The organism is Pseudomonas sp. R3-57, assembly GCF_051132065.1.
Lineage (GTDB): Bacteria > Pseudomonadota > Gammaproteobacteria > Pseudomonadales > Pseudomonadaceae > Aquipseudomonas.
On sequence record NZ_CP071655.1, the window covers coordinates 1,847,668 to 1,863,808 of the forward strand.

Genomic DNA, 16,141 nt, shown 5'->3' on the forward strand with positions numbered 1-16,141 from the left:
GCTCGGGTTCGGGGCGAAAGTCTATAGAGTCGGAGAATCCGCGCCTAGTTGAAGCGGGAAAATCCGGTGGCAGCAACCCTTGAGGTACAGGGTGACTCATGTCCAGAGAAACAGTTCTCGTTTTCCAGGCTCGGCGGATGATCTTGTAGACGTCGCATTGGTCCTTGAACTGCGTTTTTTTTCAAGCGCGAAACATCAGGGCCACCCAAGATTTTTGCTCGCGAATTTGTGACAAACCTGCGAATTATCTGACCAATTATTCAGATGGAGAAGCAAGCATTGAGGTTACAATGCTGGTCGTCGACTGTTAAGGAGGGAGCCACGTGCTCGAGCGGGTGAATGGATAAAGTGCGGGCTGTCTTGCTGGGCTTGCCTCGTAAGCAAAAGCGTTTGCTGCAGGTGGCTACTGACGTCGTCTTGGTATGGGTTGCCCTCTGGCTGTCGTTCATCGTTCGCCTGGGCATCGATGATATGTACAATCCCTTGAAGGCCCATATCTGGCTCTTTGTTTTTGCCCCCTTCATCGCTATACCTCTCTTTGTCCGCTTTGGCATGTACCGGGCCGTGATGCGTTATTTTGGTAACGACGCCCTGATTGCCATTGTCAAAGCGGTCAGCCTGTCGTCACTGATTCTTGCTGTGGTCGTCTACTGGTATAGCAACCACGAAGCCGTAGTGCCGCGATCGATCATCTTCAATTACTGGTGGTTGAGCATGATGATCATTGGCGGTTTGCGCCTTTGCATGCGCCAGTTTTTCATGGGCGACTGGTTCACGGCCGCGCAGCACGTACCGTTTACCAGCCGAGACGACGGTTTGACCAAGGTCGCCGTGTACGGTGCCGGTGTTGCCGGTAATCAACTGGTTGCCGCTCTGCGCATGGGCCGCGTCATGCGTCCGGTGGCGTTCATCGATGACGATCCGGGCATTTCCGACCGCTCGATTTCCGGGCTTCAGGTCTATAAACCCAAGCAAATCCAGCAGATGATCGATGTGACCGGGGCCCAGGAGATACTCCTCGCGCTGCCGTCGTCGACACGCGCCAGGCGCCGGGAAATTCTCAACCTGCTTGAGGGATTCCCGCTTCATGTACGCAGTGTTCCGAATTTCACCGACCTTGCCAGCGGTCGGGTCAAGGTTGAAGATATCCAGGAAGTGGATATCGCCGACTTGCTGGGGCGTGACGCAGTGCCGGCCCAGGCCGATCTGCTGGCGCGCTGTATAAGCGGCAAAGTCGTGATGGTTACGGGGGCCGGTGGTTCGATCGGCTCAGAACTCTGCCGGCAGATTTTCACCTTGGGACCGACCACGCTTGTCCTGTTCGAGCACGGTGAGTTCAACCTCTACAGCATTCTTTCCGAGCTTGAACAACGTGTTAACAGACAGGCTGTTCCGGTGCGTCTATTGCCCATCCTCGGTTCTATCCGCCACCAGGACAAGCTGTTGGATGTGATGAAAACCTGGAAAGTGGATACCGTTTATCACGCGGCGGCCTATAAACACGTGCCCATGGTTGAACACAATATTGCTGAAGGTGTGCTCAACAACGTTATCGGTACGCTTAATACAGCGCAAGCCGCTTTGCAGTCCGGTGTATCGAACTTCGTGCTCATTTCAACCGATAAAGCCGTGCGCCCTACAAATATCATGGGCAGCACCAAGCGCCTCGCAGAGATGGCGCTGCAGGCTCTAAGTCGAGAGACCGCGCCAGTATTGTTTGGCGACAGTGCCAACGTGTCGCGCGTCAACAAGACCCGGTTTACCATGGTCCGTTTCGGAAATGTCCTGGGCTCCTCGGGATCGGTTATCCCGTTGTTTCACAGTCAGATCAAATCCGGCGGCCCGTTGACGGTCACGCACCCGAAAATCACCCGTTATTTCATGACTATTCCTGAAGCCGCTCAACTGGTTATCCAGGCCGGTTCCATGGGACAAGGCGGGGACGTATTTGTGCTGGACATGGGCGAACCGGTCAAGATCGTCGAGCTGGCGGAGAAAATGATCCATCTTTCCGGCCTCAGTATTCGCTCGGAGCGTAATCCGCAAGGTGATATTTCCATCGAATTCACCGGGCTCCGGCCGGGCGAAAAGCTTTATGAAGAGCTATTGATCGGCGATAACGTGGCCGCCACTGAACACCCGATGATCATGACGGCAAGTGAAGATCATCTGACGTGGGACGTTCTGAAGGGCAAGCTGAGCGAATTGCTCATGGCGGTTGAGCGCGATGATTATGCACGTGTCCGCCAGCTCTTGCGAGAAACGGTCAGCGGCTACACCCCCGACGGTGAGATCGTCGACTGGATCTACCAGCAACGCCGCCTCGAACCCTGATTGTTTCACATCCTGTAACGCTCGCATTTTTGACATAACCCCATCATGACCTACGTTTGGAGAGCAGCTTCGGAAAAGCTGCTTTCTCAAACGATGATGGAGCGTCACTTATGCGTACCGGTTTTTTCTACTCCTTGATTTTCGCCTTCCTGACCAGCGCCTCGATCGCCACGATCGCTGCACCTGTCACGCCGGTAGAGTCTTCCAAAGCGCCTATGGTGATGGATGCGGCTAAGCCTGCGCCGAGCGCGAAGGTCGATCTCAATGGCGCCGATGCGGCAACCCTGCAGAAAGAGCTGGCTGGTGTCGGTGAAGCCAAGGCGCAGGCGATTGTTGCGTACCGTGATACAAACGGGCCGTTTGCTTCGGTAGATGAGTTGCTGGAAGTGAAGGGGATTGGTAAAGCGATTCTGGATCGCAACCGCGACAAGCTGGAAGTCAACTAAGCTGAGTGTTCAACGCCAAGAGGCCGGTCATTGACCGGCCTTTTTTGATTGAGTGCAGGGATGACTCCGGTGGCCTGCGCGATCAGATCCAGCTCGGATTTTAAATTACGGCTATCATATTGCTTTGGCATTATGCCTATAATAATTTGCCGATCGGTCGCGCCGACGTGATTGGGCAACCCATTTCACCCAGCCTTCTGGAGCATTTTCATGAATTCCGCAAAATCCCAAGGTACCGCGCTCGTCACCGGCGCGTCGTCCGGCATTGGAGCAATTTACGCTGAGCGCCTGGCAGCACGCGGGTTTGATCTGCTGCTGGTAGCCCGTGACAAGGATCGTCTGGAAAGTGCCGCGAGCCGCTTGCGGGAAGCGTACGGTGTGCAGGTCGAAGTGCTGAAAGCGGACCTGACGCAAAAAGATGATGTGCTCAAACTCGAACAGCGGCTGCGCAGTGATTCAAGCATCAGTCTACTGGTCAATAACGCGGGTGTTGCGGCAAATGGCTTGTTGGCCAACGCCGATCTGGATCAGTTGGAGCAACTGATCCAGTTGAACATCACAGCGGTCACCCGCTTGGCATCGGCCGCTGCTGCCAGTTTCGCCAAGGCTGGCCGTGGCACGATCATCAACATTGCTTCGGTGGTCGCGCTGTTTCCTGAACGGTTCAACGCCACCTACAGTGCGAGCAAGGCGTACGTGCTGAGCCTGACGCAATCGCTGCATACCGAGCTTGAGGGTACCGGTGTGCAGGTGCAGGCGGTGTTGCCCGGCGTAACGCGTACCGAGATCTGGGCACGCTCGGGCACCGATGCCAGTGGCATCCCGGCGGAGATGATCATGGAGGCTGACGAGATGGTTGATGCTGCGCTGGCCGGGCTGGATCAGGGCGAGTTGGTCACTATTCCATCGCTGCCTGACGCGCGTGAGTGGCAGGCATTCGTCGCTGCGCGCCACGTCATGGTGCCGAATCTGTCACGCAGTGTTGCGGCGCAACGCTACAAATCTTGATCGGAGGTCAGCAGGATATGGATTCGCGTCGAATTGTGGTTACAGGCATGGGCCTGGTTTCACCGTTGGGCAGTGGTGTCGAAGTAGTCTGGCAGCGTTTGCTCGCCGGGCGTTCCGGGCTGCGCAATCTGCCGGACGCAGTGGTTGCTGACTTGCCTGCGCGGGTCGGCGGCAGCGTGCCAACCGCGGAAGAGGATGCCGAGGCCGGTTTCGATCCGGATCGCGCTACGGCGCCGAAGGAACAGAAGAAAATGGACCGCTTCATTCTGTTTGCCATGGAGGCCGCCCGGCAAGCGCTGGATCAAGCTGGCTGGCATCCGCAAGAGGATAAGGACCGAGAGCGTACCGCGACAATCATCGGCTCCGGAGTCGGCGGCTTTGGCGCGATCGCCGACGCGGTGCGCACCACCGACAGTCGCGGTCCTCGGCGCTTGTCGCCGTTCACCATCCCATCCTTTTTGGTTAATCTTGCCGCCGGTCATGTCTCGATCCAGCATGGCCTGAAAGGGCCTCTGGGCGCGCCGGTCACAGCATGCGCGGCGGGCGTCCAAGCGATCGGCGATGCGGCGCGGTTGATTCGTTCCGGTGAAGCAGACATTGCGGTGTGCGGCGGGGCTGAGGCGTGCATTGACCGTGTCAGTCTTGCTGGGTTCGCCGCAGCGCGAGCGCTGTCGAGCGGTTACAACGACACGCCTGAGCGCGCATCGCGACCGTTCGACAGCGGTCGTGACGGATTCGTGATGGGCGAGGGGGCCGGTCTGCTGGTCATCGAATCACTCGAACATGCCTTGGCACGTGGCGCACAACCGTTAGCCGAACTGGTCGGCTACGGCACAAGTGCCGACGCTTACCACCTGACCGCCGGGCCGGAAGATGGCAGCGGTGCGCGGCGTGCGATGGAGCTGGCGTTGGCGCAGGCCGCTATCGAGCCGGCTCAGGTCCAGCATCTGAATGCTCATGCGACATCAACGCCGGTAGGCGATCTTGGCGAACTGGCGGCGATCAAGGCTGTGTTCGGTGCCGAAAACAAAATCGCTGTGACTTCAACCAAATCCGCCACGGGGCATTTGCTCGGCGCCGCCGGGGGGCTGGAAGCGATCTTCACGCTATTGGCGATTCGTGATCAGGTTGTGCCGCCAACGCTCAACTTCGATAATCCTGATCCGACGAGTGCAGGGGTGGACATCGTCCATGGTCAGGCGCGGTCCATGCCGATCGAATATGCGTTGTCCAATGGCTTCGGTTTTGGCGGGGTCAATGCCAGCGTGTTGTTCAAACGCTGGCAGGCTTAGTCGCGATTCTTCAGGTGGTCGCGGGTGACGTCGAGAATGCGTTGCGCAAACCCGGCATCCGCGACGCTGCGTGACAGCAGCAACGCGCCGACCAGGGTCGACATGATCACGACGGCACGGTCGGCATTGCTCTCGCCGTCGAGGCTGTTCTCGATTTGCGTCAGCCGTGCGTTGAGTACTTCGTCACTGGTGGGGCTCGGTTGTCCGCGCAGGCCCAGTTCGGAGGAAATGGTCAGCAGCGGGCAGCCTTCATCCGGTGATGTTTGATGCCATTCGGACAGGTAGGTCTCGATGAACAGATCCAGTGCATTGTCCTGGGCGAAAATCTCTGCGCACAAACCGTCGACCTGGTTGCCGGCCTCCTGCAAGGCCTTCTCGACCAAATCGTCCTTGGATTTGAAATGAGAATAGAAACCGCCATGGGTCAGCCCCAGCGCTTTCATCAAAGGTTGCAGGCCGGTGGCGCCGATGCCGTCCTTGCGAAAGCGCGCCGAGGCTTCCTTGATGATGCGTTGATGGGTCTGGGCTTTATGGTCTTGCGAATAACGCATCGGGAACTCTCCGCAACAATGCACGCATCTTAACCAAGGAAAATTAGATGGTGACTGTACTTCTACTTCTTAAAAGCGTGCGGTCAGATCCGATGGCTATATAAAAAGCAAACCCCGCCGGTCAGGCGGGGTTGGTTTCAGCGATCGTTTGCGTCCTTGGCATCCGCTTCGGCATTGCGCTGGGCAACGCGCCTGCGTTCTTCATCGGTGAGTTCGACCTTGTTGGCGGTGTCGCGCAACATCATCAAGCCACCGACGATCGAGCCGATTGCAACAACCAGAATCAACCAGGCATACCAGGGCATAACGGCTCTCCTTAAGGGCAGCGCGACGGGCGAGGATTTCGCCGTGCGACGCTGCATACCACGTTTGAGCGAAACGTCTTCGCAGTGGTTCCATTCTAGGCCGCTTCTGCCCGCTACACCCGGCCCCGGGTCAATTGCCGGTCAACATCGCATCGGCCGGCGCATCGGCGCGCAATTGGCCGGTCATCATGAAGTAAGCAAAACCGACCGCCATGAAGCCGAGGAAAATCAGCCCGATCAGCGTGTTGAACCACGCCATCGCCACCAGGCACACCACCGCCAGCACCAGCGCAATCATCGGCACCAACGGATAGCACGGCGCGCGGAAGGTGCGTTCCAGATTCGGTTCCGACTTACGCAGTTTGAACAGGCTGAGCATGCTCATGATGTACATCACGATGGCGCCGAACACGGCCATGGTGATCATCGCGGCGGTGAGTGTCATGCCGCCGAGGTTGATCAAGCCATCGCTGTAAATCGCCGCGATACCGATGATGCCGCCAACGATGATTGCGCGATGCGGGGTCTGGAAGCGCGACAGTTTCGCCAGCGAGGCCGGCAGATAGCCAGCGCGGGCGAGGGCGAAGAACTGTCGGGAGTAGCCGAGGATGATGCCGTGGAAGCTGGCAACCAGCCCGAACAGGCCGATCCACACCAGCATGTGCAGCCAGCCGGAGTTGTCGCCGACTACGGTTTTCATCGCTTGCGGCAGCGGGTCGTTGATGTTCGCCAGGGTGCGCCAGTCACCGACGCCGCCAGCGAAGAACATCACCCCCATCGCCAGCAACACCAGGGTCAGAATGCCGCTGATGTATGCCTTGGGAATCGTGCGTTTCGGGTCCTTGGCTTCTTCGGCCGCCATCGCCGCGCCTTCGATGGCGAGGAAAAACCAGATCGCAAATGGAATCGCCGCGAACATCCCGGCAATCGCCGGTGCGCCGAAGACATCTGACCCCGCCCAGCCGTTGAGGGCAAAGTTGCTGAAGCTGAACGCCGGCGCGACTACGCCCATGAACACCAGCAGTTCAGCCACCGCCAGCACACAGACGATCAGCTCGAAGGTCGCCGCCAGTTTCACGCCAAGGATGTTCAGGCCCATGAACACGATGTAGGCGCCGACGGCAGCGTGTTTCGGATCGAGCGCTGGAAACTGCACATTCAGGTAAGCACCGATCGCCAGCGCAATCGCTGGCGGTGCGAAGACGAACTCGATCAGCGTCGCCAGGCCGGCGATCAATCCGCCTTTCTCGCCGAATGCGCGGCGGCTATAGGCAAACGGCCCGCCGGCATGGGGAATCGCGGTGGTCAGTTCGGTGAAGCTGAAGATGAAGCAGGTGTACATGGTCGCGACCATAAACGAGGTGACCAGAAAGCCCAGTGTGCCGGCGACGCCCCAGCCATAACTCCAGCCGAAATATTCCCCGGAAATCACCAGCCCCACGGCAATGCCCCACAGGTGCAGCGTGCCCAGCGTGGGTTTGAGTTGTGTGTTCATGCGCTTGCTCCCTGAAGGATTGGAAAGCTTCGGGGAAGGGCGTGTGCAGTGGGCGTGCCATTTTGTATTGGCAAGTCGTAATGGGCGGAACGCCGTCGTTATTAGCGATGTTGAGCACCGGATAGCACGTTTTCGTGCGCCAGTTGGGTGCACTGTCGTATGTGCTGCAGTCATCGCGGGCAAGCCCGCTCCCACAGGGTTCTGCGTCGTCTGCTGAATCTGATTCCAGCGCGTAACCTGTGGGAGCCGGGCTTGCCCGCGATGCGGCCCGAGCTGACGCTGCAAAAAATCGCCGTAAACCCTGCATAAACCCACTCTTTACGCATTCTTTATGCCCCGCGTTCACCCTCGCTCTCGTTCCTTTACAGCCTCCTTCCCGACAATCGCTGCACACGCGGCAATACGCCGTTACACGGAGATCTTCCATGAGCGTTCTGGACGGGGTGTCACTGCTGTTGGCAGTGGGGCTGTTCATTTATCTGTTGGTTGCGCTGTTGCGCGCGGACCGGAACTAGGAGCGGCTATGCACAGTTATGACTATTGGCTGATCCTCGGCTTCTTTGCGCTGGTCTTGCTGCCGGCGCCGTTCCTGGGACGCTTCTACTACAAGGTAATGGAAGGCCAGCGCACCTGGCTGACGCCGATTCTCGGTCCGCTCGAGCGCGGTTGCTATCGCATTGCCGGGGTCGATCCACAGGCGGAGCAGAGCTGGCAGAAATATACGCTGGCGCTGCTGGCGTTCAACCTCGCCGGTTTCCTGTTGCTGTTCGCGATTCTGCTGTTCCAGGATCACCTGCCGCTGAACCCGCAGAACCTGCCGGGCCAGGAGTGGACGCAGGCGTTCAACACTGCGGTCAGTTTCATGACCAATACCAACTGGCAGTCCTACAGCGGTGAGGCGACCCTCAGCTACTTGAGCCAGATGGTCGGCCTCACCGTGCAGAACTTTGTCAGTGCCGCCACCGGCCTCGCCGTGCTGGTCGCGCTATGCCGTGGCATCGGCCGTAAATCAGCGCAGACCCTCGGCAACTTCTGGGTCGACATGACCCGCGCCACCCTCTACGGCCTGCTGCCGCTGTGCCTGTTGCTGGCGCTGTATCTGGTCTGGCAGGGCGTGCCACAGACGTTTGCGCAGTACGTCAACGCGGTGACCCTGCAGGGTGTCGATCAAGTCATTCCCCTGGGCCCGGCCGCCAGCCAGATTGCTATCAAGCAACTGGGCACCAACGGTGGCGGTTTCTTCGGCGTCAACTCGGCGCATCCGTTCGAGAACCCGACCGCCTGGAGCAACCTGTTCGAAGTCGCGTCGATCATTCTGATTCCGGTAGCGCTGGTGTTTACCTTCGGCCATTACGTCAAGGACCTGCGCCAGAGCCGCGCGATCATCGCCTGCATGCTGGCGCTGTTCCTGATCGGCGGTGCGACTTCGCTATGGGCCGAATATCAGCCGAACCCGACCCTGAGCAACGCCGCCGTCGAACAGACCGCGCCGCTGGAAGGCAAAGAGGCGCGCTTGGGCACCACCGCCACCGTGCTGTGGTCGGTGACCACGACGGCGGCGTCGAACGGTTCGGTCAATGGCATGCACGACAGCCTCAACCCGCTGAGCGGCATGGTCGCGCTGGTCAACATGATGGTCGGCGAAGTGATCTTCGGCGGCGTCGGTGCCGGGCTCTACGGCATGTTGCTCAACGTGCTGATCGCGGTGTTCCTCGCCGGCCTGATGATCGGGCGCACGCCGGAATACCTCGGCAAGAAACTCCAGGCGCGGGAAGTGCAATTACTGGTGATCACGCTGTTGGTGATGCCGGTCAGCGTGCTGGTTCTCGGTGCGATCGCCGCCGCTTTGCCTGGTCCGGCGGCGACCATCAGCAACCCCGGCCCGCACGGTTTCAGCCAGTTGCTTTACGCCTACACCTCGGCGGGCGCCAACAACGGCTCGGCGTTCGGTGGCCTGAGTGCGAACACGCCGTTTCACAACCTGATGCTCGGCCTGGGCATGTTGATCGGACGCTTCGGTTACATCCTCCCGGTGCTGGCACTGGCCGGCAGCCTGGCGCTGAAGAAAACCGCACCGATCGGCCAGAACACCTTCCCGACCCACGGCCCGCTGTTCGTGACCCTGCTGACCGTGACCATTTTGCTGGTGGGCGGCCTGACCTTTCTGCCGACCCTGGCGCTGGGCCCGATTGCCGAACATCTGAGCCTGGGCTTCTGAGGAGCTGACGATGAATATGCCCGCAATAAAACCCGTCGCTGCCAAAGCGCCGGAACAAGCGAAAACCGCAATCTCGGCGCTGTGGCGCCCGGCGCTGGTGCAAGCGTTCGTCAAGCTTGACCCACGGCAACTGAAGCGTTCGCCGGTGATGCTGGTGGTCGAACTGACCGCGATTTTCACCACGGTTCTGTGCTTCATCCCCGATGCCAATGTGTCGACCTTGGTGGCTGCACAAATCGCCCTGTGGCTGTGGTTCACCGTGCTGTTTGCCAACTTCGCCGAAGCCTTGGCCGAAGGGCGCGGCAAGGCCCGCGCCGACAGCCTCAAGGCTGGCAGCGAAGGCCTCAGCGCCCGGCGCCGGCAGGCCAATGGCAGCTTCCAGGTGGTGCCTGCAGCCAATCTACGCAAGGGTGACGTGGTGCGTGTCGAAGCGGGGGAAATGATCCCCGGCGACGGCGAAGTGATTGAAGGTATCGCGGCGGTCAATGAAGCGGCGATCACCGGTGAATCGGCGCCGGTGATCCGTGAGTCCGGTGGTGATCGCTCGGCGGTCACCGGCAACACACGACTGGTGTCCGACTGGTTGCTGGTGCGGATCACCGCCAACCCCGGTGAATCGACCCTCGATCGCATGATCGCGCTGGTCGAGGGCGCGAAACGCCAGAAGACTCCCAACGAAGTCGCGCTGGATATCCTCCTGATCGGCCTGACCCTGATCTTCCTTTTGGTGGTGGTCACCCTGCAACCGTTCGCCCACTTCGCCAACGGCAGCCTGCCGCTGGTGTTTTTGGTGGCCTTATTGGTCACGCTGATTCCGACCACAATCGGCGGACTGCTCTCGGCCATCGGCATTGCCGGGATGGACCGGCTGGTGCGCCTCAACGTGATCGCCAAATCCGGTCGCGCGGTGGAAGCGGCGGGCGATGTGCATGTACTGCTGCTCGACAAGACCGGCACCATCACTTTCGGCAACCGCCGTTGCAGCGCCGTGTACGCCGCGCCGGGTGTGTCGGCGCGTGATCTGGCCGAGGGCGCGTTGTTCGCTTCGCTCGGCGACGAAACTGCGGAAGGCAAATCCATCGTCGAGTACCTGCGCGGTCTGCATCCGCAGCCTGAGCCGGCGCTGGAAGTCCTGACGGTGGTGCCATTCAGCGCGGAAACCCGTTTGTCGGGTATCGATTATCAAGGCCGCGTGTATCGCAAGGGCGCGGTGGACTCGTTGCTGACCTTCCTCGGCCAGCAACGCGCCGATCTGGCCCCTGCGCTATCGCGGGAAATCGACAAGATCGCCCAGAGCGGTGGCACGCCGTTGCTGGTCTGCGCCGACGGCAAACTGCTCGGTGCGATTCATCTCAAGGACGTGGTCAAACCGGGCATTCGCGAGCGCTTTGCCGAATTGCGCAAACTGGGGATTCGCACGGTGATGGTCACCGGCGACAACCCGCTGACCGCTGCGGCGATTGCCGCAGAAGCGGGCGTCGATGACGTGCTTGCCGAAGCCACACCGGAGAAGAAACTCGCGCGCATTCGTCACGAGCAGAACGACGGTCGCCTGGTCGCGATGTGCGGCGACGGGGCCAACGACGCGCCAGCGCTGGCCCAGGCTGACGTCGGCATGGCGATGAACGACGGCACGCAAGCGGCACGCGAAGCGGCGAACATGGTCGACCTCGACAGCGACCCGACCAAGCTGCTCGATGTGGTGCAGATCGGCAAGGAATTGCTGGTGACCCGCGGCGCGCTGACGACCTTCTCCATCGCCAACGACGTGGCCAAATACTTCGCCATCCTGCCGGCGCTGTTCGCCGCGATCTATCCGCAACTGGGCGTGCTGAACATCATGCATCTGACCAGTCCGCAGAGCGCGATTCTGTCGGCGATCGTCTTCAATGCTTTGATCATTGTGGTGTTGATTCCGCTGGCACTGCGCGGCGTGCGGGTGCAGGCGGCGAGTGCGGCGGCGTTGCTGCGGCGCAATCTGCTGATCTATGGCGTGGGCGGGATTCTGGTGCCGTTTGTGGGGATCAAGGCGATCGACATGCTGCTCACGGCGTTGCACTTGGTGTGAGGCCGAAAAGAGCCCCTCATCGGAACGCCGCCCGCCTAACCCTCTCCCAGAGGGAGAGGGGACTGACCGAGATGTTTGCGAGAGGTACGCCGACTTGAGATACCGAGTCGAACTCAGGTTTTGAAGAGTATGAAGATCGGCTCCCTTTCCCCCCTCGCCCCCTTGGGGGAGAGGGCTGGGGTGAGGGGGGAAAAGATCTCCCTGGCACTTCACAAAAGTTTGCCCAACCGAATTCGAGGATCAACAAATGTCCACAATGCTACGTCCGGCCCTGAGCCTGTTGGTGCTGATGACCCTGGTCACCGGCATCGCCTATCCACTGGTGGTCACCGGCATCGCCCAGGTGGCCTTCCCCGAGCAAGCCAACGGCAGTCTGGTCCGTGACGCCGACGGTAAAGTCCGCGGCTCCTCACTGATCGCCCAGGATTTCAGCGGTGATGCATGGTTCCACCCACGACCATCTGCCGGCGCCTTCGCCACCGTTTCCAGCAGCGCCAGCAACCTCGCCCCGAGCAACCCGACGCTCGCCACACGGGTGATCGACGACGCCCACAAAATGCAGGTTCCCGGTCAGGGCCCGGTGCCGCTGGCGTTACTGACCACCTCGGCCAGCGGCCTCGATCCGCACTTGCCACCGGCGGCAATTGCCTATCAACTGGCGCGTGTCGCGCAAGCGCGCAATCTGCCGGTGTCGACCGTGCAGCAACTGCTCGATGCGCACATCGAACAGCCGCTGGTGGGGCCACCGGTGGTGAATGTGCTGGCGCTGAACATGGCGCTGCAAAAACTCTGAATCAGCGGCGCCGCCAATCGCTAGCAAGGCTAGCTCCCACAGGAGGCCACAATCCCCTGTGGGAGCCAGCCTGCTGGCGATGGCGGTATCACCGTCACCGCATCACTATCAGAAGAGACCCCGCATGAGCGACTCCGGCCGCGCCGACGCGCTGTTAGCAGACCTGCCCCGTGACGGCCGTGGCCGGCTGAAGGTATTCCTCGGCGCCGCGCCCGGTGTCGGCAAGACCTACGCCATGCTCCAGGCCGCCCACAGCCAACTTCGCCAAGGCGTGAAAGTCCTTGCCGGGGTGATCGAAACCCACGGCCGCACCGAAACCGAAGCGTTGCTCGGCGGCCTGCCGCAGCAACCGCTGCTGCGCTCGGAATACCGTGGCGTGATGCTCGAAGAAATGGACCTCGACGGCATTCTCGCGGCGCGACCGAAGCTGGTGCTGGTCGACGAGCTGGCGCACAGCAACGCCCCCGGCAGCCGTCACGCCAAGCGCTGGCAGGACATTCAGGAACTGCTCGCCGCCGGCATCGACGTGTTCACCACGGTCAACGTCCAGCATCTGGAAAGCCTCAACGATCAGGTACGCGGAATAACCGGTGTGCAGGTGCGCGAAACCCTGCCGGACTGGGTGCTGCAGGAAGCCTTCGAACTCTTGCTGATCGACCTGCCACCGCGTGAATTGCTCGAGCGCCTGCGCGAAGGCAAGGTCTATGTGCCGGAACAGGCGCGCGCGGCAATCGATGCATTTTTCACCCAGACCAACCTCACCGCATTACGCGAACTGGCGATGCAAACCGCCGCTGCGCAGGTCGATAACGATCTGGCGCAGGGTTATCGCCAGCTCGGTCAGGCCGCACCGGCGGTGCGCGGACGTTTGCTGGTCGGCGTCGATGGCGATGCGCAGGCTGAGCGTCTGGTGCGCCACGCCAGTCGCGTCGCTCAGCGTCGGCATTTGCCGTGGAGTCTGGTGCATGTCGACAACGGCAGCGTGCGTGACGAGCAATCGCGCCTGCGTCTGCAAAGTGCCCAGCAACTGGCAGAACGCCTCGGCGGCGAAGTGGTGTTGTTGCGTGCCGGGGAAGTGGCGAAAACCCTGATCCAGCACGCCGCCGAACGTCGCGCCAGTCTGGTGCTGGTCGGCCAGTCGCGGCCGCGTCTGCGTCGACGCTTGTTGGGCGGGGGACTCGCTGCGCGGCTGTTGCGTCAGGCCCATGGCTTGGAGATCAACGTCCTCGACAGCGATGAACAACCGCAGCAACCGCGTCCGCATAATCCACTGACGCTGGTGTGGTTCGACTACGCATTGGCGCTGGTTGCGACGCTATTGGCGACGGCGCTGGCGTGGGCGGTGTCGAGCGTATTGCCGCTGCCGAACATCTCGCTGGTGTTTCTTGCGGCGGTGTTGCTGGTGGCGGTGCGCAGCAGTCTCGGTCCGGCGCTGGCGTGTGCGGCGCTGTCGTTTCTGACTTACGATTTCTTGTTTATTCCGCCGAATTTTTCTTTCAGCATCCAGCGTGAAGAAGACGTCCTGACCTTGCTGTTTTTCCTGCTGATGGCAGCGCTCACCGGTAACCTCGCAGCGCGTCAGCGCCGACAGTTGCAGGCCTTGCGCGATACCCAGGAGGAAACCAGCGAACTGCTCGACCTGTCGCGCAAACTCACCGCCGCCACCGATCGACAGGCCGTGGTCAGCGCTGCGGCGCAGCACCTCAACGGCTGGAGCGATCTGCAACTGTGCCTGCTCAATCGCGACGGGCAGGGCGGCTGGAAAATCGAGACTGGCGGCCCGCTGCAATTCACCGAGGCCGAGCGCGCCGCCGCCGATTGGGCGTGGCAGCACGATCAACCGGCGGGCATGGGCACCGGCACGCTGCCGTTCGGGCGTTGGTGGTGGTGGCCGCTGTCGGTTGAGGACGGACCGTTGGCGCTGCTTGGCGTCTGCGCAAAAGAAGGCCAGACCCTGAGTGGCCAGCGCCGTCGCCTGCTCACTGCGTTGAGTCAGCCGCTGGCGCAGGCACTGGCGCGCGCGCAGTTGGCGGACGATCTGGAAGCGGCGCGCCTGCACGGCGAAACCGAGCAATTGCGCAGTGCCTTGCTGGCCTCGGTGTCCCATGACCTGCGCACGCCGCTGACCGCCATGCGTGGCAGCATCGACAGCCTGCTGGCGCTCGGCGAAGCGATCCCGCTGGAGGACCGTCGCGAGCTGCTCGAAGGCACCCGCGATGAGGCCGAACGCCTCGACCGCTACATCCAGAACCTGCTCGACATGACCCGGCTCGGCCACGGCGCATTGAAACTGGCGCGCGACTGGGTGTCGCCGGCAGACATCGTCGGCAGTTCGCTCAACCGTCTGCGTGCGGTGCTCGCGCCGTTGCAGGTCAGCACCGAGGTGCCGGCCGAGTTGCCGCTGCTGTATGTGCACGCCGCGCTGATCGAGCAGGCGCTGGTCAACGTGCTGGAAAACGCCGCACGCTTCTCACCCGTTCACGGCCGCTTGCAACTCAACGCGGGTGCGGATGATCAGGAGATTTTTTTCTCGGTCAGCGACGAGGGGCCGGGGATTCCCGAGGACGAGCGGGCGAAGATTTTCGACATGTTCTACACCGCCGCCCGCGGCGATCGCGGCGGTCAGGGTACGGGTCTGGGGCTCGCGATCTGTCAGGGCATGGTCGGTGCGCACGGTGGGCGCATCAGCGTTGCCGACGGTATTGATGGCCGCGGTACTTGCATCACTTTGCATTTGCCGTTGCAGACGCAGCCGGGGATGGACGGTGAAGCCTGAATCCGACTGCGCTACTCTCTTGCCACTCTTTTCTGTTGATGTGAATTCATGAGCCAGACCGCGACCATTTTGGTCATCGATGACGAGCCGCAGATCCGCAAGTTCCTGCGCATCAGCCTGGCGTCTCAAGGCTACAAAGTCCTTGAGGCCGGCACCGGTGCCGAAGGCCTGGCCCAGGCGGCGCTGAACAAACCCGACCTGCTGGTGCTCGACCTCGGCCTGCCGGACATGGACGGCCAGCAAGTGCTGCGCGAGTTTCGCGAATGGGCCACGGCGCCGGTGCTGGTGCTATCGGTGCGCGCTAGCGAAGGGCAGAAAGTCGAGGCGCTGGATGGCGGCGCCAATGACTACGTGACCAAGCCGTTCGGCATTCAGGAGTTCCTTGCCCGCGTTCGCGCCTTGTTGCGTCAGGCACCGGCGGGAGAGGCGCAGCAGGCCGCGTTGAGCTTCGGCCCGTTGACCGTGGATCTGGCCTATCGGCGAGTGCTGCTCGACGGCGTCGAAGTGGCGCTGACCCGCAAGGAATACGCGGTGCTGGCGCAACTGGCGCGGCATCCGGGGCGGGTGATCACCCAGCAGCAATTGCTCAAGGACATCTGGGGGCCGACGCATACCGAGGACAGCCACTACCTGCGGATCGTGGTCGGGCATCTGCGTCAGAAACTGGCGGATGATCCGACGCGGCCGCGGTTTATCGTGACCGAGGCGGGGGTTGGGTATCGGTTGTTGAGTGCTGATGGGTTGTAGTTTTGTGTTGTAGGGTCGGGCGCCATCGCGGGCAAGCCCGCTCCCACAATGAGCTATGTATGACCCAGATTTCATTTCCCGCCGAGAACCCTGTGGGAGCGGGCTTGC

The 16,141-nt window shown here is 61.2% G+C and carries 13 protein-coding genes; 10 read left to right on the top strand and 3 right to left on the bottom strand.

Annotated elements, in window-relative coordinates; translation table 11 throughout:
* Window positions 1–339: 339 nt before the first annotated feature.
* From J3P93_RS08440 to fabF, 4 genes are all read left to right on the top strand, one after another.
* Complete coding sequence (locus J3P93_RS08440; RefSeq protein WP_434596530.1) at window positions 340–2,334, top strand: polysaccharide biosynthesis protein; 1,995 nt, start codon at window positions 340–342, stop codon at window positions 2,332–2,334.
* 110 nt (window positions 2,335–2,444) lie between these two features.
* On the top strand, window positions 2,445–2,780 hold the full coding sequence (locus J3P93_RS08445; RefSeq protein ID WP_434596533.1) for a ComEA family DNA-binding protein: 336 nt from the start codon (window positions 2,445–2,447) through the stop codon (window positions 2,778–2,780).
* 210 nt (window positions 2,781–2,990) lie between these two features.
* Window positions 2,991–3,788 carry an SDR family NAD(P)-dependent oxidoreductase gene (locus J3P93_RS08450; protein ID WP_434596535.1) on the top strand — a complete coding sequence of 266 codons (798 nt, stop codon included), beginning with the start codon at window positions 2,991–2,993 and terminating at the stop codon, window positions 3,786–3,788.
* 17 nt (window positions 3,789–3,805) lie between these two features.
* Entirely contained in the window at window positions 3,806–5,080 is a 1,275-nt protein-coding gene (gene fabF / locus J3P93_RS08455) for a beta-ketoacyl-ACP synthase II (protein ID WP_434596537.1), read from the top strand.
* Here the strand turns inward: fabF and J3P93_RS08460 are convergent.
* The 3 genes from J3P93_RS08460 to eat form a co-directional block, all read right to left on the bottom strand.
* Window positions 5,077–5,631: a TetR/AcrR family transcriptional regulator gene (locus tag J3P93_RS08460; protein WP_434596539.1), complete on the bottom strand. Its 555-nt coding sequence runs from the start codon at window positions 5,629–5,631 to the stop codon at window positions 5,077–5,079. The genes fabF and J3P93_RS08460 overlap by 4 nt on opposite strands.
* A 137-nt stretch (window positions 5,632–5,768) precedes the next feature.
* Window positions 5,769–5,936 carry a DUF2897 family protein gene (locus J3P93_RS08465; protein ID WP_203418912.1) on the bottom strand — a complete coding sequence of 56 codons (168 nt, stop codon included), beginning with the start codon at window positions 5,934–5,936 and terminating at the stop codon, window positions 5,769–5,771.
* 130 nt (window positions 5,937–6,066) lie between these two features.
* Entirely contained in the window at window positions 6,067–7,431 is a 1,365-nt protein-coding gene (gene eat, locus J3P93_RS08470; protein ID WP_434596541.1) for an ethanolamine permease, read from the bottom strand.
* 425 nt (window positions 7,432–7,856) lie between these two features.
* On the opposite strand from eat, the gene kdpF reads away from it, so the two are divergent.
* The 6 genes from kdpF to J3P93_RS08500 all read left to right on the top strand — a co-directional run bounded on the left by kdpF (window position 7,857) and on the right by J3P93_RS08500 (window position 16,033).
* Window positions 7,857–7,946, top strand: a complete 90-nt coding sequence (kdpF, locus tag J3P93_RS08475) for a K(+)-transporting ATPase subunit F (protein ID WP_007899818.1) — start codon at window positions 7,857–7,859, stop codon at window positions 7,944–7,946.
* 8 nt (window positions 7,947–7,954) lie between these two features.
* Window positions 7,955–9,649, top strand: a complete 1,695-nt coding sequence (gene kdpA / locus J3P93_RS08480) for a potassium-transporting ATPase subunit KdpA (RefSeq protein WP_434596546.1) — start codon at window positions 7,955–7,957, stop codon at window positions 9,647–9,649.
* A gap of 10 nt (window positions 9,650–9,659) precedes the next feature.
* Window positions 9,660–11,717, top strand: a complete 2,058-nt coding sequence (gene kdpB, locus J3P93_RS08485; RefSeq protein ID WP_434596549.1) for a potassium-transporting ATPase subunit KdpB — start codon at window positions 9,660–9,662, stop codon at window positions 11,715–11,717.
* 247 nt (window positions 11,718–11,964) lie between these two features.
* Window positions 11,965–12,510 (top strand): potassium-transporting ATPase subunit KdpC, encoded by a 546-nt coding sequence (kdpC, locus tag J3P93_RS08490; RefSeq protein ID WP_434596550.1) that lies wholly within the window; start codon window positions 11,965–11,967, stop codon window positions 12,508–12,510.
* Window positions 12,511–12,634: 124 nt separating this feature from the next.
* The gene (locus tag J3P93_RS08495) at window positions 12,635–15,286 is read left to right on the top strand and encodes a DUF4118 domain-containing protein (protein ID WP_434596553.1); all 2,652 of its coding nucleotides are present in this window, start codon (window positions 12,635–12,637) and stop codon (window positions 15,284–15,286) included.
* 48 nt (window positions 15,287–15,334) lie between these two features.
* The gene (locus J3P93_RS08500) at window positions 15,335–16,033 is read left to right on the top strand and encodes a response regulator (RefSeq protein ID WP_093099585.1); all 699 of its coding nucleotides are present in this window, start codon (window positions 15,335–15,337) and stop codon (window positions 16,031–16,033) included.
* Window positions 16,034–16,141 lie beyond the last annotated feature (108 nt).

Coding starts and splice junctions, on each gene's coding strand:
- J3P93_RS08440 (WP_434596530.1), top strand. CDS start 340: ATGGATAAAGTGCGGGCTGTCTTGCTGGGCTTGCCTCGTAAGCAAAAG.
- J3P93_RS08445 (WP_434596533.1), top strand. CDS start 2,445: ATGCGTACCGGTTTTTTCTACTCCTTGATTTTCGCCTTCCTGACCAGC.
- J3P93_RS08450 (WP_434596535.1), top strand. CDS start 2,991: ATGAATTCCGCAAAATCCCAAGGTACCGCGCTCGTCACCGGCGCGTCG.
- fabF (WP_434596537.1), top strand. CDS start 3,806: ATGGATTCGCGTCGAATTGTGGTTACAGGCATGGGCCTGGTTTCACCG.
- J3P93_RS08460 (WP_434596539.1), bottom strand. CDS start 5,631: ATGCGTTATTCGCAAGACCATAAAGCCCAGACCCATCAACGCATCATC.
- J3P93_RS08465 (WP_203418912.1), bottom strand. CDS start 5,936: ATGCCCTGGTATGCCTGGTTGATTCTGGTTGTTGCAATCGGCTCGATC.
- eat (WP_434596541.1), bottom strand. CDS start 7,431: ATGAACACACAACTCAAACCCACGCTGGGCACGCTGCACCTGTGGGGC.
- kdpF (WP_007899818.1), top strand. CDS start 7,857: ATGAGCGTTCTGGACGGGGTGTCACTGCTGTTGGCAGTGGGGCTGTTC.
- kdpA (WP_434596546.1), top strand. CDS start 7,955: ATGCACAGTTATGACTATTGGCTGATCCTCGGCTTCTTTGCGCTGGTC.
- kdpB (WP_434596549.1), top strand. CDS start 9,660: ATGAATATGCCCGCAATAAAACCCGTCGCTGCCAAAGCGCCGGAACAA.
- kdpC (WP_434596550.1), top strand. CDS start 11,965: ATGTCCACAATGCTACGTCCGGCCCTGAGCCTGTTGGTGCTGATGACC.
- J3P93_RS08495 (WP_434596553.1), top strand. CDS start 12,635: ATGAGCGACTCCGGCCGCGCCGACGCGCTGTTAGCAGACCTGCCCCGT.
- J3P93_RS08500 (WP_093099585.1), top strand. CDS start 15,335: ATGAGCCAGACCGCGACCATTTTGGTCATCGATGACGAGCCGCAGATC.